Source organism: Pedobacter sp. KBW01, from assembly GCF_003852395.1.
GTDB lineage: Bacteria > Bacteroidota > Bacteroidia > Sphingobacteriales > Sphingobacteriaceae > Pedobacter.
Genome location: NZ_QAJQ01000023.1, coordinates 68,401 through 90,487 on the forward strand (window position 1 = coordinate 68,401; position 22,087 = coordinate 90,487).

14 protein-coding genes are annotated in these 22,087 nt (G+C 35.8%); 1 reads left to right on the forward strand and 13 read right to left on the reverse strand.

From position 1 onward, the window contains the following. Positions 1-162 precede the first annotated feature (162 nt). Genes DBR40_RS21355 through DBR40_RS21380 form a run of 6 tightly spaced genes read right to left on the reverse strand, consistent with a single transcriptional unit; the run spans position 163 to position 4,984 of the window. Entirely contained in the window at positions 163-813 is a 651-nt protein-coding gene (locus DBR40_RS21355; RefSeq protein ID WP_124561763.1) for a DUF3164 family protein, read from the reverse strand. Positions 814-854: 41 nt separating this feature from the next. Next, complete coding sequence (locus tag DBR40_RS21360) at positions 855-1,055, reverse strand: hypothetical protein (protein ID WP_124561764.1); 201 nt, start codon at positions 1,053-1,055, stop codon at positions 855-857. 2 nt (positions 1,056-1,057) lie between these two features. Further along, positions 1,058-1,423 (reverse strand): hypothetical protein, encoded by a 366-nt coding sequence (locus DBR40_RS21365; RefSeq protein ID WP_124561765.1) that lies wholly within the window; start codon positions 1,421-1,423, stop codon positions 1,058-1,060. A 4-nt stretch (positions 1,424-1,427) separates the two neighbouring features. Beyond that, positions 1,428-2,051, reverse strand: coding sequence for a hypothetical protein (locus DBR40_RS21370; RefSeq protein ID WP_124561766.1), 624 nt, complete (start codon positions 2,049-2,051; stop codon positions 1,428-1,430). Next, a complete protein-coding gene (locus tag DBR40_RS21375; RefSeq protein ID WP_199748405.1) occupies positions 2,052-2,918 on the reverse strand; it encodes an AAA family ATPase in 867 nt (288 codons plus the stop codon). A gap of 2 nt (positions 2,919-2,920) precedes the next feature. Continuing rightward, positions 2,921-4,984: a hypothetical protein gene (locus DBR40_RS21380; protein ID WP_124561768.1), complete on the reverse strand. Its 2,064-nt coding sequence runs from the start codon at positions 4,982-4,984 to the stop codon at positions 2,921-2,923. A gap of 262 nt (positions 4,985-5,246) precedes the next feature. Between DBR40_RS21380 and DBR40_RS21390 the strand changes: the two genes are divergently transcribed. Further along, on the forward strand, positions 5,247-5,954 hold the full coding sequence (locus tag DBR40_RS21390) for a helix-turn-helix transcriptional regulator (RefSeq protein WP_199748406.1): 708 nt from the start codon (positions 5,247-5,249) through the stop codon (positions 5,952-5,954). A 1,008-nt stretch (positions 5,955-6,962) separates the two neighbouring features. Here the strand turns inward: DBR40_RS21390 and DBR40_RS21395 are convergent. The 7 genes from DBR40_RS21395 to DBR40_RS21425 form a co-directional block, all read right to left on the reverse strand. Continuing rightward, positions 6,963-7,604, reverse strand: a complete 642-nt coding sequence (locus tag DBR40_RS21395) for a hypothetical protein (protein ID WP_124561770.1) — start codon at positions 7,602-7,604, stop codon at positions 6,963-6,965. A 390-nt stretch (positions 7,605-7,994) separates the two neighbouring features. Beyond that, positions 7,995-8,231, reverse strand: coding sequence for a hypothetical protein (locus DBR40_RS21400; RefSeq protein WP_124561771.1), 237 nt, complete (start codon positions 8,229-8,231; stop codon positions 7,995-7,997). Between the two features lie 227 nt (positions 8,232-8,458). Beyond that, positions 8,459-9,004, reverse strand: coding sequence for a hypothetical protein (locus tag DBR40_RS21405; RefSeq protein ID WP_124561772.1), 546 nt, complete (start codon positions 9,002-9,004; stop codon positions 8,459-8,461). A gap of 11 nt (positions 9,005-9,015) precedes the next feature. Continuing rightward, entirely contained in the window at positions 9,016-10,017 is a 1,002-nt protein-coding gene (locus DBR40_RS21410; protein ID WP_124561773.1) for a M35 family metallopeptidase, read from the reverse strand. Between the two features lie 8 nt (positions 10,018-10,025). After that, positions 10,026-19,520, reverse strand: a complete 9,495-nt coding sequence (locus tag DBR40_RS21415) for a hypothetical protein (protein WP_124561774.1) — start codon at positions 19,518-19,520, stop codon at positions 10,026-10,028. 6 nt (positions 19,521-19,526) lie between these two features. Next, positions 19,527-21,101: a hypothetical protein gene (locus tag DBR40_RS21420; RefSeq protein WP_124561775.1), complete on the reverse strand. Its 1,575-nt coding sequence runs from the start codon at positions 21,099-21,101 to the stop codon at positions 19,527-19,529. A 269-nt stretch (positions 21,102-21,370) separates the two neighbouring features. After that, the gene (locus DBR40_RS21425; protein WP_199748407.1) at positions 21,371-21,592 is read right to left on the reverse strand and encodes a hypothetical protein; all 222 of its coding nucleotides are present in this window, start codon (positions 21,590-21,592) and stop codon (positions 21,371-21,373) included. Between the last annotated feature and the right edge of the window lie 495 nt (positions 21,593-22,087).

The window sequence follows — 22,087 nt, forward strand, 5'->3', positions numbered from 1 at the left end:
TATCGGCTAATTACCCGATATTCAAACTCACATCTACTTTAAAACATTGTTTATCAGCAGAATTTATAACTATTAACACTAAAATACTTGCTTTCTAAAACTTAGTATGCAACGCCGGTGTCAACTAATCCCTCGGCAGTGCTTTGTAGCATATGCAAGAAATTAGAGACTAGAAAAGTTAAGGCTCAAACTCTCCCATTTGCCACTTTGGTTTCGTTTCTTGAATTCGTAACCGAAGGCTTTAAAGGATTGGCTGTAACTTTCTTTAATCAGCTGTAAGCCGCTGACCCAGCGCACGTCATTAAATTTATCCTCATGCTTGAGTAAGTCCATGACTTTGGCATATTCTAAATCACCTTTTACATTTCTTTCCAAAAAGCTCATTAAAATATCATGGAGCTGGGCATCTCTTTTCTTAACGGTATCGCTTAAAAAATCTTTAATTAATCCAACAGCTTTTGTTGCGCGTTCATCCCAAAAACGATCAGTATCCCTGCGCCTGGTAATATTTTTAGAGCCATTGCTGTGTACAATTGCAAACCCACCCTTGCTATTGCCTCTTATACCGCCATATTGATTCAGCTTCTCGGCCTGCAAATCCATAACGGTATGCAGTTTATTTTTAAATCTGGCTGTTGCCAGCGCCAGCTCATTCGCCTCCTCCCAAAGCAATTCGATTGTGCCGTCCTTATGCTTCTCATAAATGGCTTTTTCAGCCATGCGTTGTTGTTTTTCAGCTTTCTTCTTCTCGGCAAGTAATTTTTCCAGTTCAAGGGTACTTAATTCGTTAATGTTGATTGATCTGTTTTGCATATTCTCTATTTTATGGCGCAATTATTCTTTATGATTAGGGTCTACTTTCTTTTGGTTATTTTAATATCAGCTGCCTGAACGAAGAAGGTTTGCTGGGTATCGAAACGTTTGACTTTAAGTCCGGTTTCTTCACCACCAATCACGTCCCCAACCGCATTAAAATGTGGATGCATATCGTTAACAACCCTTATTTCGCTGTTATTGTAATATTTTAATAGTTTTTCAATTTGTCCTAGTTCCATAGCTATATTAGTTCGTTAAGTAAAATTTCATTTTGTTTTATGATCTGTATAAAGGCGTCATAAACCGCCTTGCTTGGTTTCATTGCAGTGTATTTGGAGCTATGCCATATCAGATAAAGATTTAGGGTCTTCCTACCGGTTAATCTTTGGGGATATCGCTTCAAGATCATGCTGTCTCTATTTAGCCAGATCTGCTGCCACCACTGCCAAAACTCTGGTGTTGCCTTCCAAACTTTCGCAGCATTTGCATTACCAGAATAGTCCATCAAAAATTCATCTGCTAAATCCAGAAACAGATTGGTAACTTCCTCTTTATTTAAATTAAAGTGCTGCGACATTTCTTTGATATGCTGGTTAAAATCCTTCATTTTTTTAAGTTAGTTCGTTCCAATACCTTGCAGCCTCCGCCGGCCATATATCATAATGCGCCGATCCTTTTCCCCGTACCTGAGAAAAAGCACGGTAACCTTCTATTCTGATTTTTTTAGCGGCATCATATTTAATTTTCTTGGCCACTCTCCCTTCAGGTTCTTTACCATCGGCATGACTGATGATAATGAATAGTTTTTTGGGAAATTTGGAGCGTAATTCTTTATACGACCTTAGGTTAAGGTCTGAATACTGCAAACTATCTATAACCACAATGGCTGCGCTTTTGGGCTTTTCAAGTCTTGTAGTCAAATCTGGAATGCTTTCTTTTCCTAAAAACTGAAACCGGTTTTTAACATCCTCCATGCCTACATCGCTTAATGCATCCTGCATATCTTTACAAAAACCTTCTTCCAAACTATCGTAAGCCACTTTTCCGAAAGCAGTAAGGTATTTACAAAGGGTAAGTACAAAGCGTGTTTTACCATTAAACGAGTTACCCCAAACCAGCCAGCACCCCGCAGGTTCAGGCTTACCTAATAGATCTAACCACCCACCGGTAAAATCCATTGTTTTAAATTTCATGGTCTTAACTTCAGCACCACTTAAAGCTCTTTTCAAATTCATTTATACCAATTTTAATTTTTGAACCTCAGTAAATACCCGACGCAGACTCCCTTCTGTCCGGGCATAAATTTTCTGCATGTCGGTTGCTCCGTTTGCTTTAGCCACCAAAGCCGCCTGGTGTTTAATAAAATCTTCTCGGGCTTCTTTTCCGTGGGGCACTACCTGTTGGTACTTATTGCCGAAGCGGCTAAATATTTCGGTATAGCCAACCTTTTTCAGGTCTTTATTCCTGGTTATTTTGGCTTCCAGCCCCTCAGCTCCCATCATATACCAGGCGCAGAATCGCTCAGTTGCATTCCAGAGCGCTTTCAGCTCCAAAAAAGCAGAGTAATCCAGGTCACCGGCCTCATCGAGTACAATGATTGGTTTTTCAACACTACGCAGGTAATAGACTAAATCGTCGTATACATCTGTATATCTGCAGGTATGGTTTACCCCAAACTCCCTGGCCACATGACGAATTAATTTCTGCCTGCTTTTTACCTGGGCACAGTCCACATATATCGCGTTCTGGTGTTCTTTAACATATTGACGGGCGGCATAGGTTTTTCCTATATCCGCCATGTCACATAATATTCCTGAGAGTGAATTATTCTGGCAAGTTTCTAACTGGGTATATACAAAGTGGTAAACATTGGTTTTTGCAGTCACCCATGCCGGAGCATCAGTTAATTGCACATCAAGTTTTCGGGCTATACTAATCCATTTCCCATGACTTAGTACATTTTGTGTATCGCCTTTTTTTAAGCGGTTAAGCTGTGCAGCATTTATGCCTAAGGCCACCGCTTGTGAGGCATCGCTCACAAATTTCGTTCGCTGCAGCCCTATGGCTGCAACAATTTTGGTTTTAATGTTTTCAGGTGTCATATTTATAGTGCGTTAATGGCATTCATTCTGTTGTAATCTTCGTAATGGTAATCTTCTGGTAAATCAAACCGCTCATTGGGTTGCAAGGCACTTTCAAGAGAAACCTCTACTTCGCCCTGGGCATAGTAATTGGTGTTTTCGACAACCTTAAGCCTTGACAAACCGGCTTTTTTTTGTTTAACCATGCTGTCGAATTTGGTTACATAGTGTGCCTGCTTTGAATAACTTAAGGGGTCTTCTTCTGACCACTCTGCATTTGCAGTATTGTAAGCGCTTATTTTCTCACATCTGCAGATAAATACCTCATTTTGATAGAGGTAAACACTGTCAGTTTCGCCAAACTCGTTTGGGAGATAATATGCCTTAACTTCATAATTGTTAGGTAGCAGACGTAGCATAACTTTAGGATCAGGCAAACTGTATTTAGCGTATTGCACCTGTACATACTGGCTTCTGCGAATACTTGTGGTTGCAACATTACCGATGTAACGTAGCAGGAGTGCACGGTCTACTTGAGCCAGTTCCGGGTTTACGTACATAGCCAATACTTCGGCGCGTGTTAAACCTTTGTACTTCTTTTGATTTGGATGCAGGGCATTATTGTATTTTTCAATAATTTCCTTGTCATCGGCAGTAAGGACCTGATAGGAATATGTTTTCTCCTTATAGTTATTGTTCTGAGCATCGAATATTTTCTCACTTTTGGTTTTATTTGCTTCCAGGCGCGAATAAAAACGCCCGATACCATCCTGGTAGCGCTTTTCATAGCCATACTTCTTAATTCGGTTGCCTGTTTCAGCCCATTTTTCCTGCGAATTGCCTGGATTGCACCAGCGCACAAATGGAAAAATTACCCCTGCCTGCATTAAATCCTCTTTGAAAGTATTAACCAGGTGATGCTCAACCTCAACCTGCATTGGCATCCCATAGCCGTTTCGGTCAAGAAAATGAAACATATTGCGCATGCAATCGATAAACAATGCTTTATCCTTAGTTTGGCTGTAAGCCACGCCAATTACACACCCACTGGTAATATCATAAGCATAATATGCTTTAACCCGATTGCCATTCGGCATTTTCCGTGGCAAATCACGGTCATCCATTGATATTTTACTGAAAGAATAGTTTGGTGCGTGCCGGTGGTGATGTGGGCGATGCGTACTATTGAATGTGAGACTATCGCTTCTAAACTTATCTACAATAATCCTGTTGCCAGGTTCATTGATATAATTCCAGACAGTGGCTTCACTCAAGGTTATTGGCTGCCCGTTTTCACAGAACTGGTTGCGATCAAAAACCTCCCCTGTCTGAAAATCAAAAATATCGATATCCCCTGCCAAAAAACGCAGGTAATCATTACTTACATCGCCAACATAAGGCTTATTTTGTGCGATATATAAACTTAGGATCAAGCGTTCTACATCTACAGTTACTTTTCTACTATTATCATTGCAAAAACCTCGATGTATTAAAGCTGTATACCCCTCTTTTTTATACTTTCTAAATTTTTCCTGTAAACGGCGATAGTTAGGTGGCAGTGAATGGCCAAATTCTTTTTTATCCAAATTAAATACGCACTCTGCCAGTTTCCCCCAGATATTGGCCTTTACGCCACCCATTGCTTTACGTCTTGCACTGTTATTGCTGATAATGATGTGGCAGGCATTTAAAATGGAAGCATGAGTAGTGTAATTCAAAATAACCTCTTTAGGCAATGACCGGCCATCCGCAAGGCGATAGGCACTAAAAAAACTAAGTGCTGCAGCATCCGGTGTAATAAAATCCTTAAACTGATGATGCTTTGTCGTTTTAGCCGGATCACCCCATTTTTCGATCAAAACATTTTGTTCCTGAACCGGTAGCTTGGAGAAATTTATCAGAGCCTCGTTCCCTAAACCCCTTCCCTCTTTAATTCTGAACCCCTGATTTCGATGAGACCGTAGTTTGTAAGCACTGTAACTAAATAAAGCGACACTCTCGGCATTACGCTTATCTACATCACTTACAATGTAGCTCAAGCGCACCCCGTATTGATTGTTAAATAATTCGTATGGAGCCTTATACATAAATATTAGTGGTTTAATGCACTTTCTACTTTTTTTACAAGTTGTTTATACTCTCTCCTGATTGTATCGGCGGAAAGGCTATTCCTATCGCCCTTAAGGCATTGTCTGATAAAAATCTTAGTAAATCCATGTCTGGACGATAATTCGGAGATCACTACGGTATTGTATGTATTACGATTTTGACTATTTTTGTTCATTGCTCTTATTGCTTTTAATACGAAAGCAAATGTATAGATAAATATCTCAGTTTAAAAAATAAATAATGAAAAATATCTCAATTCAGAAGGAGCGCATCATGCAGTACCTTGAAATAAAAGGAGTTAGCAAAAACAAATTTTATACTGAAACAGGCATTTCCAATGGGGTTTTAGATAAAAGCAGTGGGCTAACGATGGATACTGTTGAGAAATTTTACTCAAAATATAAGGATATAAATCTAGAATGGTTAATTACCGGAACTGGCTTAATGATGAAAGACACACACGCTCCCGCAAACGAACAAGTTGCTATACTTAATAAGAAATATTTGATGCGAACAGACATTAAACAAGAATTACAGGAAATTCCGCTGTATGACTTCCAGGCAGCAGCAGGCTTAACTTCGGTCTTTAATGAAAAAGCTAACGTCTTAGATCGAATCAAAATACCCAACCTACCTAAATGTGACGGCGCTATCAGTATAGTTGGGGACAGCATGTACCCGCTGTTAAAATCAGGCGATATTGTAATTTACAAGGTGATCCAAAACTTTGTTGAAAATATTTTTTGGGGCGAGATGTATCTCTTGTCTTATTCCTTTGATGGCGATGAGATGGTAACAGTAAAGTACATCCAAAAATCAGATAAGGGTGATGACTACATCAAACTAGTTAGCCAAAACTCTAATCACCAAGCCAAGGATATCAGAATTGCAGGGGTTTCAAGTATCGCTTTAGTAAAGGCAAGCATCAGAATAAACAATATGTCTTAGATTATTCCCCCACACACCACCAACAAACACCAAAACAAATAAAACACTAATAAACAAGATATTAAACAATAAATTACCCCGTAAAAATGAGGTAATTTGGGGTATACAATCGCCTTAAAATGTGGATATTTTAACTACTTAAAGGCTATATAGCACCTGGGAAACGGCCATAAATCTGTTAAATTGTAGCCCTATATGTAACCCTAAAGGTAACCCTATCTAAATATTTAGCTAAAAGTTAAGTTTTAAAAAAACACTCATAAGGGGCTCTATAGGCGAAAAACAAAGTTTAAAATCGAGTTAAGCAGCAATAAAGGTATTTACAATCTAACCCTGTCATCAAAGTCAAACCTTGGTACTAAGGCCCGTTCGACTAAAATTGCACAATTGGTTATTTTCTGATTGATTATAGTTTAAGCAAAAAACACGGTTCAAAGTTATAATATGCAGCTTTCTCAATTTTATTGCAAGCTTAGGTTGCACATATTATTTTATCGTTTATAAAAGGGTTATTGTTTCTACCTGGAAGGAGTGCCTGAAAATGAACGAGCACTTTTATGACGTGAAGCTCAGCGAAATTTAACAATTACATTAGTTCATAATGAAATCATTTTTTAGCCGTCGTTTTGGTGGGAACCGGGGTGGACCAAATGTTGATCCCATTGTAAGCTATACTATGTTAGAGCCAGTTCAGGCGGCTCTGGATTTAATATTGCCTATTGCTTTTTAAAAGCATTTTGATAAGATTAGGTTTTCAGCGAGGCAGACGGTAAAGATCAAGCCTTCCCCCGCCGAAAATATCCATTTTAGAAACAGTAGTTTTGGCTATTATCCTTGCCTTCCGAAAGGGTCGATTATCCCAGGATTCAAAATGGGAACTTTATGTATCCCCTCAAATTACACCATCCATCAGGAAAACTCAGCACTGGGCTAACTATACCTACTCGACACAAGGTTATTAAACCCGCAGCCATAGTTAACCTTAAGGGTGAACCAGTAACTACTGTCCTAAGAGACGTTATAAAAGTCCGGAGTTAGATAAAATACGGTATCAATAAAATATAGCAGGCCTTCTCGACTAAGCACATTCTCATCGTGGAGGTCTTCAAAGATCAGCCCAAGTTGTAGGCTTTTATAGTCATTGTTGCGAATATGGCTAAAGTTATTAAACACTAAAAAATCACGGACTAATGATAAGTCTGTCGTTTCAGTAGCAAGAATAAAATCCTGCTTCACGACTACAAAAAACTCATTTCCGATGATCTTAAATCCCAAAAAATCGTAAGCGGTAGACTTGAAAAAATAATTATGGACCAGCAGGCTATTGAAATAGTCTAGCCAATATTCGTAAAACAGGCCGCTATTAAGCTTGATTACGCCGTGATCATCGAAACGATAAACTCTCTGTTCAGCGCCTTCGCTGATGAACAGTTCTTCCGAGATTTCCCCAGGGTAGAATAGATTTTCATTCTTCGCAAAATCAATTAGGAGTGACTCTTCTTCACTTTTGAGATACTTTTGTTCTTTAGATTCTGGGCCTGGTTGCGCATTTCTTCTAAGGAAATTTTGGACTTTTTGGAGTTTGCTGTTTGAGCCATCCTGTCCATTTCCAATAATGATACTTTGTAGTTCATCCTTAATTTGTTTCATTAAAAATTAATTATACAAATATACAAATTTCTAAGGGAATACTTGAACTTCCAACCTCTATCATCTATAAGCGCGATATGTATCCTGCTGTTGAAAAGACTGATTAGATAAACCCAAACTGCAAGCACTTACACACAGATTGACGATAAGAACGAAGTTAAATAGCTCATGAAGTAAATTCACTATCAGGGAATTGGCATAAATCAGAATGTAACAAGAGGAAAAAGACTCTTAAAATCTCTTGCCCCGATAGTCAAGACAGCTGTGGAATCTTAAACGTTGACGGAGTTTTGTATTTCAGAAAAAATAGCCAGGCAATAAAACCCAGCTACTTTCAGTTAAGCTGCCTGCTATACCAAGAGACGTTTAGGTAACCAAATACTTGATTGGTCAATGACCTATCTCTGTTCTTATTGGGTCAGCAAAGAGGACTATTCCAATTTTGTATTTTTTTATTTTGTTTCCTTTGTAGAAGAAGAATGAAAGGCAAGCTCCAAGCAGTGATAAAAAGTATACAGCTATGCAGATTTGATTAAGAATTTCAAAATGTCTGTCCCTTTTATTTTCAGGGTCATAAATAGAATTAACCAATATTACCTGGCAGTGCTGTGACATGCCGTGTTTCATTAAACCAAGTATTCCTAATGGCCCACCAAAAGGACTGAATGAAAATACCAGCAATTCAATCTCATAGACTGACGCCGCAATAATCTATATAATATTTAATGCCCTCATTTATGCCCATTAATCTGTGTATTTGGCAGATAATACGCTCAATTGTTTCGATCCCGAAAGTACGTCTTTTACCAGCTGTTAATCCGACCTTCTTACACCTCGAACGCAAGCTAATCCATCTATTTCCGAAGGGCCTTACCAAAAAGATAAGTTCCAGAAGATATTCCCATTAAAGCATAAACATAATCATCAAAATCTGCATATTTATGCCCGTTTGAGAAGAATATGGTTACATAGATGGTTGCAAAAACAATTGTAAAAACAAAATTTTGCAGTCTAGCAATTGAAAGTTGTCCTTGATCATCTACTAAAATATCATAAAAAAAGCCTTTAGTATCATTTTTAATTTTTGTGAGCTGATTGGCATTCAGATGAATTTGGGAAATTACTGCAGATGTTAAGGTTAGCGCACCTGATATGGAAAGTAAAATGAGTGAAGTTGGATTAATTTCTGGTTTTGTGGGGTTTACAAATCCCCAATTCAGAGCAAATATTGGAATGATAATTAACGTCCATAGCCAGAGTTGTACTCTCGAAAAACTAAATGGTGCTAATGCTGCATCCGGCCTATATCCCTCCCTTAAAATTTGAGTTAAGGTCCCTACTAGCAATATAATGATAAAGCAAGTAATGGACAGAATGATTGAAATGATGTGATAGTGCATATGAGTTTGTGTTAAGTTTCTGAGTAAAATTGATAGCTATCGCCATTATCTATTGCCTTTTCAGGATCATCTTTTGCCAATTGCACACATTTTGCAATTCCATACTCATGATCATCTGTAAACCCGGAAGTATGACTATGTTCATGTACGATTGTTCCGGCTTGCGAATCTACTCCCGTGGCACCAAGGCCCCAAAAACCTTTACACAACCATATTTTATCACTTCCATCCGCTGTATAGGCTATATCCTTAGGTCCACAACTTGGTCCATTATTGATATAAGTAAATTCAACGGCTTCAAGACCAGATTTAACTTTACCAAAAACTCTTTTAACCTCAGCAAACCTAGCTGCATTATGCGCTCCAAACCATTTTACATATTTTGGATCGTTTGCAAGTGATGTTAACGCTGCTTTAGCCAGAGCATAGCCATTGCTGTGAGCTGTTTTAATTTTTTTGGCCTCATCTGTGCTCATATCTTTCACTTTCGGGTCTTTGAGCGCATTAGTTTTAAGCTTACTAACCTTGGCACCTTGCATCTTAGCTCCAAAAGTCATGACCTTTTTATTCTTCCGATTGAGTTTAAACACGCAACCCACAGCAGCTAATTGATTTATTTTTAGCTTATTATATTGAGAGACAATTTTTATGTTTTTCTTCAAATCATCAATTGCGAACAACTTACTTAAATCGAATTTTACCTTTATATTTCCGCTTAAGGGTAGGTTATACGCTTCTTCAAGGCTTATTTTTTGCGACACACTTTCTCCTGGCTCAATCTCCAGAAAACTCTCTTGATCTGGCTCCCCCCGCTTTACTTTGATACCTTCATACCTAATGATTTTATTTCCAGATTTAATCAACAAACATGATGAACGAAGTCCCTCAAGAGGAGTAAACCACTTTAATATACTTACTGCATGATTAGCAGTATTTGTAACTTCAAATATGATGTCTACATCATCATTTGTTTCAAAAAGTTCGGGGCTGTAAAGGCTGATTTTTAAACTCATAATTTTAGTTATTGCTTTTGTTTATAGATATTGTCGGCAAAGAAAATCGGGAGATCATCCTCACCCCCATCATTATAAATCGTTAGAGAAATAGATGGATAACCATTGGCATAGGTTTCAAACATTTTATCGATAGGAATGACACCCGATAAATTTGGCTTTCCTGTAGGCAGAAATTCCATTTGTCTGATCGGAATTACAGGCAATACAGTAGTTGGTTTCTGATCTAGGTCTGCTGTATTGATTAATAATTTGGCTGTAGACTTATATGGTAATTCCATTTGTGCCATTAAGGTATAAACACTATCAAGGGTTACTTTCTTCGGACTTTCGGATTCGATTCGTATCGGAGCAAAATATTTGAGTTGTGGTGTGGCCGCATTACTTGGTGTTACAGTTTCTGTTACATAGTGAAACTCAGGGTTTCCTACGTCAAAATTTCTACGAATTTTAACAAACGGGGTTACCGAAACAACCCTATCTTTGGATTTTAGAATATCAAAAGGCCCAATCAAAACATTAGGTGCAGTGTCTACATTATCTTTAAACACGACATTAATTGGATCAATAATCTTCTTAATTTTCCATTTTGATGCACCTAATTTCTGTAACTCAAAAGTATAAACCGTTTCCACATCCTTTAAAGCTCCTGTTTTGACTAAACTTAGTATATTTAATTGATCGTTCAGATCATCTACAAACTGATTAAGATCTTTAATAAAGCTTGGAGATTTGATATCTAATTTTAAAATATTCGACGACCAATAGGCGATAAATCCTTCTATATTAGGCTCTGGGTCAATTGATTTAGATTTATCGGTACTTTGGATGTGTAATTCAACATTCACAATGTCATCTTTAGTATAAACATCATTCACACCAAATTCATAATTCCATAGGCCAATTTTTGCAGGGTTCCAATATTTAATATCTGGGTCTCCGTCTTTATACATTTGAACGGCTTGGTGTTTAATGATTTGAGGTTTATCTGGAAACTCTCTTGTAATTTTCTTCCAATCTTTAACAAGATATTCGCTATCACCTAAAGCCACTGGAGAAATAAGCTGAATCCATGTTGATTGTTGAATGATGTCATCAGGATCCAGACTTTCATAATCACATTCAATATGTGTAATTTCTGGTTTAACCGAAAAGTTAATGTTATCAATAAGATTTTCATGCTGATCGAACATGATATACCATTCTTCACCATGATTACCGAGTTTTGAAGACACTAGATTATAATTACTATCCTTAGCCTGTTTAAAATTGATAGTTAATCGATGTTCTTTAACATTTCCACTCGAATCAATCTCTTTTAATACATCTAAGCCCGAACATGATGTTTTAATCATACCATCATAGGCATAAAAGCTTGAAAGGTTACTTAACAACAAATCTCTAAACTCTTTGGTCATTCCGGCAGTTATTGGCTCATCTTTCATTACCCAATCGATGTGTGTTTTAAGTTTTTCTTCAACGATTGTTTTTTTCCCTATAAGTAAATTATTATAAATGATTTTATTATCCACAGGATTGATTGTGCCATTAGGCAAAATCGAATCAGGCAGGTAATCTGCTTTTAGAAGTTGATCTATTTTGTCTAGCACCGCCTTGAGTGATTTATCTAAATCAACATTCGCGAATGTGGTATAATTTGAGTCAAATGATGGGGTATAGTCTCCAGACCAAAGTTTGTTAGAAAACGGTTTGATACCAAAATAACTTGCTTCATCGAAAGTTTTGTTATTAACCCTTGCCCTAATGGCGGCTAAATTTGTTCCATTTATCAGATAAAGTATTTTTTCACTCAGTTTTTGTTTGGTAAGTGTATCTTCTTTTATTTCCGTAGAAATACCTAAACAGAAAGCACTTGCCGTAGTGGATTTGATGGCATCATTTAAATCTTTTATTTTTGAGTTGTTTTTTGCTTTAGGATTTAAAAGTTTAACATAACTAGCAATTTGATGAGTCGCATCATAATCCCAAATATAGGGTTCAGTTAAATCTGCTAAAGCGACCGAATCGGTAACTACTGGCTTAAACATATCATTTGACCCAGTGTGCAGTGCAAAATTTGTACGTTTCAGAATAATCTGAACACCTAATTCTTTTTTAAGTTTAAATGAAGTAGCGTGTTCTACTGTAAATACATTACTTGTAATTTTTGTGTCTGGGAATTTTTGCTCAATTAGGATGAAAGTAAGTTCTTCAATGAGTTGTTGAATTTTACTTATCCATTTTATTTTTTCAGCAGCTGCATTTAACCCGTTAATTTCGGCGATAACTTTTTTATCTGTTAGCTGCGCATAAATAGTATAAAGATTATTCAGTACACCTGGAATTACCAATCCTAATTTTTTTACATCATCTTTTGCTATTATATCGTTCTTTTTATACTTATAAACTAGTTTTACATCCGCCGGGTTGGATACGTCCTTGATTTTATCAATACCCGCCATATCTAAAATTTCTCTGATGTCGCAGTTACATGAAAGTTCAAATTGCAGTTTACCAGTAACATAACCTTTAAACCAATAACTAAACCTAATGAGTGGCCAAGCTTCAATTTGCACCAATTTATCGAAGTAATAATGCGTATAATCTGCACTAGCGATATAATTTCCTTTAGAATTGGTACGATAACCGAATACATCCCTTAAGTTGATATTAATACTGAAGGTATTGCCAATTTCATCATATCGCTTTAAATTCTTTCCTTCTACATCAATTTTATCTTGAATAACCAGAGGGGAAATGTGGTTATAGGTTAACTGATTATCATCCTGATCATTTTTATTGGTTGGCATTATCGGTAAAATCTTATCAGCCGATAAAATTTCAGCTCCTCCTTTTTTACTTAGGTTAAATTCTAGCGGCAGATAATTATGATAGTTTAACTTTTTCTTAGGATCAACATCTCGAATTACTTCTAAGCCGAGGTTATGTGCTGGAATAGTTGGATAGTATTCTAAAACCTTTTTGTTTGTAAATACCTCATTACTCATGATCACTTCATCAAGATAAAAATAATGGGTATTTGCTGTTAATCCAGCCATAATTGTGGCATTAATTGGATCCGCCAAAAGATCTAATTTAAATGCATTAAAATACGCAGGTATAGCGGTGTTTGGTGCTTTTTTGCCAGCCAGCGATAAGATAACAGTTCCAGTTTCTAATTCTTTTCCGCTAGAATCATCATCAAATTTTGGTGCATCCTTGTCTAGAATTAGAAAATATCCTCCATTATTTGTGGTAAGAGATTCCCAAACCAAACGAATGAAATTAGACTTATCTGCTTGGTTCGAATCATCCCAATATTTACGGTCATCATCTCCCTTTTTCAAAAAAGCAGCACTCAATTCATTAAACAATGGCGGTGCAGTGCGAGGAGAAAGATTTGTTTTTAGGATGGTAGCATAATCAGTAGTTAATTCATCAAGGGAGATCATTTCTTCTGCCCCATTGGCTGCAGGTTCATGTTGATAGTAAAAATCGATTTTATCGATATCAAAATTGTCGTTATGTAATGCATTCATCAGGTTCAAGTCATCTGCAAATACATTAACAACCTCCAAAATCCTTTTACTATGTTTTTTAACCTTAATGGAGATATTTAGGCATTTCGAAAAGCCTTTTAAAGAATTGTCTTTAGTGGTATATTCTACAACATCTTTTCCTTCAACCTGAACTTTATAATTAGCATAGTTAATTTCAAAAGCATACCTCGCTTTTGCTGATGATTGTTGGGCAAGTTTTTTAGGGAATTCAAAAAATCTACATCTATCTTTCACAGCTAGCTTTCCATTTTGAATGGCTAGACTAACTGGCATCAATTTAAATGGCCTTGTAAATTTGATCGGTTTAAATTCTTTTTTAAGTTCATCAAATGAAAATCCAGGCCCAAACCCCTTGATCAGTTGCAACATAGCTGTTTTTGCCTTATCGTCAGCATAAACATTTTTTGTAAGATCAACATTGTTGACGGACACTTTGATGTCTTTTAAATCTACTGTTGTTAATGGCTTAACAATCTCCTCCTGCTTTAAAATACTATAAATTGATTTTGTAGTTGGATCATTCAAAACAGTTGGCAACCTTAATCCACTGTTATAGAAATAATTCAGTTGTCCAACAATTTCTGTAAGTGCATTATTAGTTTCCCATAGTTTTCCATTATCATAAGAAAAATTACCATTTGCATCTAAGCTAACAATAGGATTGTATTCTGTAGTGCCTTTTTCATGCTTTGGATTGGTATCATTATGGAATGCTTCTAAGGTTAGTAAGGCTACTAGTTTGAAAAATTCTGGGATGATAATTTCCTCTCTAATATCTTGAACAGCTGTTTTTAGCTTTAGTGATTTTTCTCTTCTTTCTAAAAATTGCGTTTTATAATCATCGAAGAAATCCTCCATGTAGTCAATTACGTCCTCATTATAATTAACCGTACCAATTTTAGCACTAATTTTGGTGTTACCAGCATCGTCTTGCACTAAACCTTCTACGCTAATATCAAAACCATTCTTGGTGGCAGGCAATATAACCTGATTATTTTCGTCCACAATTTGAATGTTTTTACCAATTGGTGCAGGAATCAAGAGGTGCTCGTCTTCATATTTAACAGTAATTGAATTGTCATTTACAGAATCCGGTTTAAGCTCAGCAGCATCAAAGCCAAAATGTGTTTTTAAAATATCATTGACAACTTTTTTATCTTGTGAATTTATTCCTTGAATGAAGGTTGGTATATATGCATCTAGCTTGATATCAATTTCAATTTTCTCTTCAACACCTGCAACTGTTCTTATTGCCTCCCCTGTAACCAATACCCTGCGCAATGTATCATACAGGCCTGGTTCATCAACTTTGGCAAGCGTTAACTGCGCAATTAATTCATTGAAAAAAGGCAAGATGATTTTGTCTTTGAGGATATTAAAATTGCTTGGAATTACTTTAGTTACTTCTCCATCAGCATCTTTTTCTACGTTTTTACCAAAAAATGGGATCATGAAATAATGAATCATTTTTAGCACCTCCACTCCTTCTTCATTTACTTTTGAAAAAGCCGGAATGTAAATCATCGGCACTGCCTTAATTCCTTTAATATGGATGATTAATTTTGGTTTTGCCACCAGGGTCTTTAACTCCATAAAATTCAGACCTTGAAGTGCAAGTGCAGATCTATTAGATGATCCACCTCCAATGGTATATTCAAAGCGTAAAGTTTTATGGAACTTCAAACGGATTTTTACACACCCAACTTTGATGGTAACCTTCACAGTAACATTTCCCTCAATGTAAACAAGTACGGGCTGGATTCCTTTTGATAAAAAGTTTCCTTGATCATTTTGTACACGATCATTTCCGATGTATACCATCAACATACCAAATTCTGCACTTAAAGAGATATGTACAGAAGCTTTTACAATCCTAAAATCAACATACCCAATAAGCTCGGCAATTGCGCCTGTTCTTCCCAATACAGCAAAATGGTCTGGAAATACTTGTTCAAGACCTTTTCCCTTTTCAAAAGCAAATGCTCCTTCAAGTATGCCATACACTGTTATTGATGCGCCAGCATATAGGATACCTTTATTGAGGTAATATCCCAATCCAACCCTAAGCGCAAATCCAGCTTGGATGATTTGTAAATTGTTTGTCGAATATGTATCCGCTACGTATCCTTTAAAGAGCGTTACTGATGCTATCTTAGACATCATCATATAAAATCCGAAGAACCCTACAAATGGAGGGGCTGTTCTTAACTGAATGAAACCAGAACGTCTCCAGTCATTCCCACTTCTTGGAAAACCGATATCTACTTTCCAATCACCATTCGTATAAATCTCTATGCCAATGTTCGGCAATGTTAATGATCCACCACCAAGTTCTTGGTTTCTGAGCTCGTCTGGTAGTTGAATTTCAGCAGTATAAACTCCAAGGTTTTCAGCTAATTTCTTGTAAAGAATATCTATACTAAAACCCTTTAAGAATTCGCCCTTTAGTGCCAAATATAGACCATATATTGATGGATCATTAAAAATAAACTTAAGATCCAACGGCCAATCTTTAGGCACAATTGATTCTGAAGCTACAATCCAGTTTCTTTCTGGCCTAAAGTTTATTTTATCATAGAAAAGACTATCATTACAAGGATCAAGTTCTTTCAGCTTGATTTTAAATGTATCTTTTACTGCATCTATAGCTGCAACTGTTGTTGTAATGGAGGAATTTATTGGCGGCCCCATTCGCTGGCCTAAGGCTAACACCAGATCGCTATCTTTCTTTTCGTAGGTAATTAACCAAGCAATCTTTTTATCAGCGGTAGAAAAATTGGTGATGATAATACCACTAAATACATTTTTTTCTGATGGGTATGGCTTCCCAAAAATGGTTATTCTGGCATCATTGAGCCTTAAAAAATAAGTATTGCACTCTGTAAAATTTTTAGGTTTAAATTTTCCATAATCTAATTCCTTCACATCGAGCTTAAGTCCGCCGAACAAATTTAAATGAAGCCCATCGGTACTAGGTCCATTTAATTTAAAGCCTAAGGCAAACCCTCCCTTAGCAGACCAGCCCATTAATAGCTGTCCGGTTAGGTCTTTTAATGCACTCAGGTTACCAAGGGTCCCCAAATCAAAATCAAACACGAATGAAAAGAGATTACTCTCTAATCCGAGGCCTATATTTGGGACTTTAACGGATGGGAAGGTGAAGAAATCGTAATCGATTTTAATCGAATTGACAGCTGTTTTTTTGAATTTAAAGGTATCAAAATAACTAAACTTAATGGGAAAACTGCTCAAAAAACCTTTTCCATTAAAATTGATCTTAGGAAAAACCAAAAGTCTAGAAACATCAAAATCCAATTTTGGCAACTTGCTTCCCATTTCAAATCCAAATCCAATATTTTCAAACTTTAGATCATCAATAGAAATGATATCCTTAAGTGCACGAAAATCGGTATCAGCAGTAGCATTAATATCAAACCTAAATCGGTTTGCTGTTTCATTGGTAAAAGAAACTTTCGTTACCGTTATACTTTTTATGATACTTTTGTGATCCCTACCATCATCAAATGTAATTTTTAAATTAGATTGGGCAGTAAACCTGATATCTTCTGTACCTTTTCCGTTGGCTTCTATTGAGCCTTCAAGCCTGATAAAATTATCTTTTTCAACAGCACCCGGTATACTGATGTTAGGATGAACCAGTTTAAAAGGATCTATTGTAATATCGTCATCAAATGTTTTCGGTACTTGAAGAAAAGCAAATGATTTAAAATCATGAATTGCAGAGTTTTCAAATCGTACCAATAGTTTGGTCAACAAAAAACTATAGTCTACAATATCCTTTTTCTTATCAGGAAAATGCTTAGATACTTCATCATAGTCTACCGATTTTGCACCACTTTTATCATTCAAAAGGTCGTAATCAATCAAACCAAAAAAGCTCGTGGACTTGATGTTAACTTCACCATCATCAATAAATGTACGGTTGGTCTGAAAAGCAACATATTGAAATTTTAACCCTGTTTTAAATTTGCGCTTTTCACCAGTCATTGCTATAGATGCACTTGAATCTAATTCTTGAGAACTGGTTAGTCCATTTAAGAGATCAGGAAGTTGGTTGGGATCACTTATAGGAATATTAAGTATAATTAGCCCATTCCAATTTGGGTCATTCTTAATGGTATTGTTAAAATAAGCATAATCGTTAGTATTAGGAAAGGTAGAAACCTTTAAAATTTCACTGATCAGATTTTGATCTGCGCCAGTTTTGAAGTGCCCATAATTACTCCATTTAGTCGTGTCTTCTAGTAGTTCATTGAAAGTTTTTTTACCAAATTTAAATATGAGATATGTTTTTTCCTTAGTAGGGTCAGTGCTTACGGCATTAAAACTGGCCAGCTCTACCTTAAATTTTTCTAGCATAAAAGTGGCCTGTAGTACTTCGGGTCTAGCTTCGAGCATTGCTGGAGTTAATACGAAAAACACCTCTGCTTTACCTAAGGATAGATAAAAATCAGAATTTGCACCTACACCATCTATACTAAATTGAAAATTGTCTACCAAACCACTTTTAGCTGTTCTCTGATAGGGTTTAATGAAATCAATTTTATTCCCATCCCTTAAAAATCCTTGGGGCGTAACAAATTTTGAATTTCCTATTTTAGGCTTTAATTTGGTAGTTTTAGGTAGCCTATTAATTCTTATCTGTGTAAAGATTTTTTCTAATTCCTTTAATTCTTCGCTACCTCCAAATGCTAATGTTGGTAAAATCGGGATCTTAGTATTTGCAGGCAAATCTGAAACATACAAAGGTGCATATTGGATTTCCAAACTCGTATCACCTAGCGTTGTTACCTTCTTGGCATTATCGAATAAAGGTGATCTTTCTGTATCTAAATTATATTTTGCGTTATTGACGAAAGTGAAAGTGCCTACTTCCGATTTCTGATTATAAACACCAATATCAATTTTATTTTCATCTACAAAAAAGTCTTTTGTTTTAGCAAATGAAATGGATAACGTATTAGATTTATCCTCTAAAGCAAGCATTTCGGTGCCTGAATAACCTACAAGTGAATTATTTTGGTTTGTATTTATCTGGCCATCGGTTGGTGATAGAATATAACGATTGTATAATGGATTCTGCTCATCAACTACAACCTTGGAAAAAGAGAATGTAAGGTTTTCGATTTCTGTTGTTTCTAAGTTTTGACCATTTACGTCTATCAAATTCGTTTTTAAGCTTTTGTTTTTTTTAAGTGCTGCAATTTTGAAGGTAGATTGATTTGTCTTTTGAAAAGGGAAATAATCCGCTTCCAAAACACACCCAACCAGGTTGGCAGCATCAAAAAAATTAGCAGTAACTACCGGTTCTTTTTGATCATCGAGCAATTTTTTAGACAGATAAGGGAGGGAGATGGATAAGCTCTTAGTTATCTGGTCAAAATGAGAACTGAAGTTAATACAACTGGTATTTTCGGTGAGACCTATGGTTATACTTGCTAAAAAACAATTAGATCTGTTGACTTTAAAAGTAAAGACTTTAGCATCATTTCTTTTAATCAAGAATTTTTTATCGCTGAGAATAGAAATTATAGCTCCACCAAAACCAAAAAATGAAAATTTGTGCGTATTTAATAATTGGTTCTGCTCAAATTCTAAAGTAGAATCTGATATGACATTTTTATTTAGAAAAATCTTTCTACATCTATCTATTAAATCATTTTTGTAAGCAAAGTCGTCTACCCAGAGGATTACTGCATTTTGATCATCTAATGTACTAAGCACATTCAAGAAAATGATTTCATCAAGTTTACTATGGTCAATCAGATTTTCATGAAAAAGCAAGACCCAATTGTTAGCGGCATTTTGAATAAAGCTATCATTAAATTGAAGTGTAGGCGCATTGGAATTATTTTTCCAATAAATAAAAAAGTTTACACCAGACGTGTAAATTTTAGTGTTTTGAAATCTTGAGAGTTGCATATAATTTTATTTATTGGTCAATTGATCCATTGGCAAAAGCGATGTATTTTCAAAAAATGTGTTGTTAAACTTCATTTTTACAAGATTGCCTTTGTAAACGCGACGAATTTTGAAATTTCCAATAATCTTACCCGTTTGGATTAACTCACCAATAGTTCTTCCGAAGGGAATTAGCATAGAATTATTATTCAGGGTAATATTAATATTAGCCAAAATCAAGTTTCTAGGACCAAATACGCCAACATGCTCGAAAATCGGGATGCCTTCTACACATTGATTTGGATTAGCCAATAGGCTTTCTGTATTAGCACTAAATATGAGCTGCGAATTCAAATCATAATCTGGGGAAACCATACAGTTTTTTGGCTCGCCTTCAGCCCCCCTTGCCAAATTATTAGATTTTTGTGGCGGTTGATACAATGCTATATATTTAGTACGATTTATAATTTTTGAAAGTTCAAGATCTGCATTATTTGCAACGTTATAGTAATTTACATCTATGGTTCCACCTACATCTGTTGTATGTTGAAGCTTTGTAATTAATGTATTTGGATTATAAGAACGTCTTAAGCCGAGAGATGGCTGTTGTTTGATATTTCCTGTTCTATCCCTGTAAAAAGAAGTGGAAATGGATGAAGACCAATTCATCAATTTACTTCCAGTATCATGAGGATTATCCATTTTACTATCGAGATCAATTTCTAAACTGATTTTTGGATTGAGTAGCAACAACGAATAGGTAGGCCCTTTAACAAAACCGAATCTAGCTAAGGAGCTGTTTTCCTCCACAGGGATCATTTCAAAAACTTTTTCAAGGATATTTTGGGAAATGCTATTGGCCCAATGAAATCTACCCGCTTGTTCACCTTCCTGATTTGCAATTTCTATCAGTAAATCCTTTGCTATACCATCGTAATTGCTTTCGATCGATGCCGAATTAAGCGAAACAGTTTGATCTATATTAGATATATTGGTCTTCCTATCTGTAGTTTTAAGCGCCCCCTTACTTGATTTGTTGGCCCAAGACGGATTTTCACGTGCTAAAGGAAGTGGCTTAATGTTGTCTGAATTATCACCAATGTTGGGTTTCACCGCGGTTATTCTAGCAAGCAATGCACTATCCTTTCTGGATTTTACCTTAGCTTTAATAAGGATATTTTCAAAGTCAAATTGAATAAAATAAAGAGAATTATGTTTATCCAATATTCCGCTTTGATAATAATTATTTTCCTTCGAAACCTTTTTTATTGCCGAGTTTAAAGAATCTGAGAATTTTTTAACATTTTTTTTCTTAAAGAGCTTATGAGTTTGAACTTTATCAAAATAATCGATATTTCCAGACCAATGTTCTGCGGCACTTAAATTGGAAACCGCGTATTCATAATTGCTGTTTATTCCTGGAAATAAGACATAATAATAACGATGTCCAAGTTTATTTTCAGCAATGGGATGAAAATCTGTGTGAGGTGGAACAATAAAATTACCATGCTCTTTGGTAGCAATCAACCGGTAAGAGTTAGAACAGCTTGAACAAAAGAGCGCAATGGCAAGGACAAGAAAAAATAAAGGAAAGTTTTTCATAAAGGTTTTATCAAAAAAATTAAAAAACTAATTCAATATAAACCCTTGCATATTTCACAAACTTTCCTTTCTGAGAGTATACATCAATTTTCAACTGTAAGCTAAAAACAAACAGCTGGTTTTGCAATACCCAATTTTAGGTATTTGATGATAACCATCACAAAGTAAGATCTCGAAACCTGACTGAATCGTTAACTACAGAATTCTGAAAGTGGCGATTTTTGAGCATTAGAAGAATTGCAGAGCTAACTATCGGCCTGCTGTGCAAATCATGCATCATTCATTGCATAATCGTAAAGTTTTTTAGCTATCTCAGTATCGCTTAACGAAAGACAGCTTCCACTTTTAGACTCCTCAATAGCATCTTGAAAGTAATAAAAATCAAAAAGATTAAAATAACTTTCTCCTTCAAATGTATATTCTATTTTGCCTTCTGTATCCCCTATTCTAAAAAAGACTAGATCATTATCAATATTGAAAGGCCTCATCATATATATATTTCAATGGCCTCAGACTTTAAATTCAATGAATATTGTTTGCAGAATTCTTCATATGTTCCCCCACTCCTAAAATATTTTACTACTTCTTCAAGTTTCAATCGAAGATAGTCTGGTATAGAGAAACGGACTTCAAAAAAGAAATTCTGGGGCAAATTATTTCTAGTTAACTACAACGATAATCTCAGTCCTATTTGAATTTAAGCTTGAAAAGCTGGGATACAAAATCATAAATGCGACAGAAAATAGGTTCCATCTGCAGATATTTTAGACCAGCAATAAAAAGGTTTTGGGTATAAGGCGTTTGAGATATTCGGTTCGCTGCATCCATAACTAATCAGAGACAAGAAAAACATGATCAATATTACACTCATTTTTACATATATTGAGCATAATAATACCCATTTATATTTCATTAATCTGAATTACCGAGAGAAAATAACTATATAGGTAGCGAAAACGGATGTTATTATATTCATTTTAACTATA

Bases quoted from the DNA above. Each gene is read 5' to 3' on its own strand.
- DBR40_RS21360 (WP_124561764.1), bottom strand. From the start codon at position 1,055: ATGGAACTAGGACAAATTGAAAAACTATTAAAATATTACAATAACAGC.
- DBR40_RS21425 (WP_199748407.1), bottom strand. From the start codon at position 21,592: ATGATGAGGCCTTTCAATATTGATAATGATCTAGTCTTTTTTAGAATA.
- DBR40_RS21370 (WP_124561766.1), bottom strand. From the start codon at position 2,051: ATGAATTTGAAAAGAGCTTTAAGTGGTGCTGAAGTTAAGACCATGAAA.
- DBR40_RS21415 (WP_124561774.1), bottom strand. From the start codon at position 19,520: ATGCAACTCTCAAGATTTCAAAACACTAAAATTTACACGTCTGGTGTA.
- DBR40_RS21390 (WP_199748406.1), top strand. From the start codon at position 5,247: ATGAAAAATATCTCAATTCAGAAGGAGCGCATCATGCAGTACCTTGAA.
- DBR40_RS21405 (WP_124561772.1), bottom strand. From the start codon at position 9,004: ATGCACTATCACATCATTTCAATCATTCTGTCCATTACTTGCTTTATC.
- DBR40_RS21355 (WP_124561763.1), bottom strand. From the start codon at position 813: ATGCAAAACAGATCAATCAACATTAACGAATTAAGTACCCTTGAACTG.
- DBR40_RS21420 (WP_124561775.1), bottom strand. From the start codon at position 21,101: ATGAAAAACTTTCCTTTATTTTTTCTTGTCCTTGCCATTGCGCTCTTT.
- DBR40_RS21410 (WP_124561773.1), bottom strand. From the start codon at position 10,017: ATGAGTTTAAAAATCAGCCTTTACAGCCCCGAACTTTTTGAAACAAAT.
- DBR40_RS21365 (WP_124561765.1), bottom strand. From the start codon at position 1,423: ATGAAGGATTTTAACCAGCATATCAAAGAAATGTCGCAGCACTTTAAT.
- DBR40_RS21400 (WP_124561771.1), bottom strand. From the start codon at position 8,231: ATGAAACACGGCATGTCACAGCACTGCCAGGTAATATTGGTTAATTCT.
- DBR40_RS21395 (WP_124561770.1), bottom strand. From the start codon at position 7,604: ATGAAACAAATTAAGGATGAACTACAAAGTATCATTATTGGAAATGGA.
- DBR40_RS21380 (WP_124561768.1), bottom strand. From the start codon at position 4,984: ATGTATAAGGCTCCATACGAATTATTTAACAATCAATACGGGGTGCGC.
- DBR40_RS21375 (WP_199748405.1), bottom strand. From the start codon at position 2,918: ATGACACCTGAAAACATTAAAACCAAAATTGTTGCAGCCATAGGGCTG.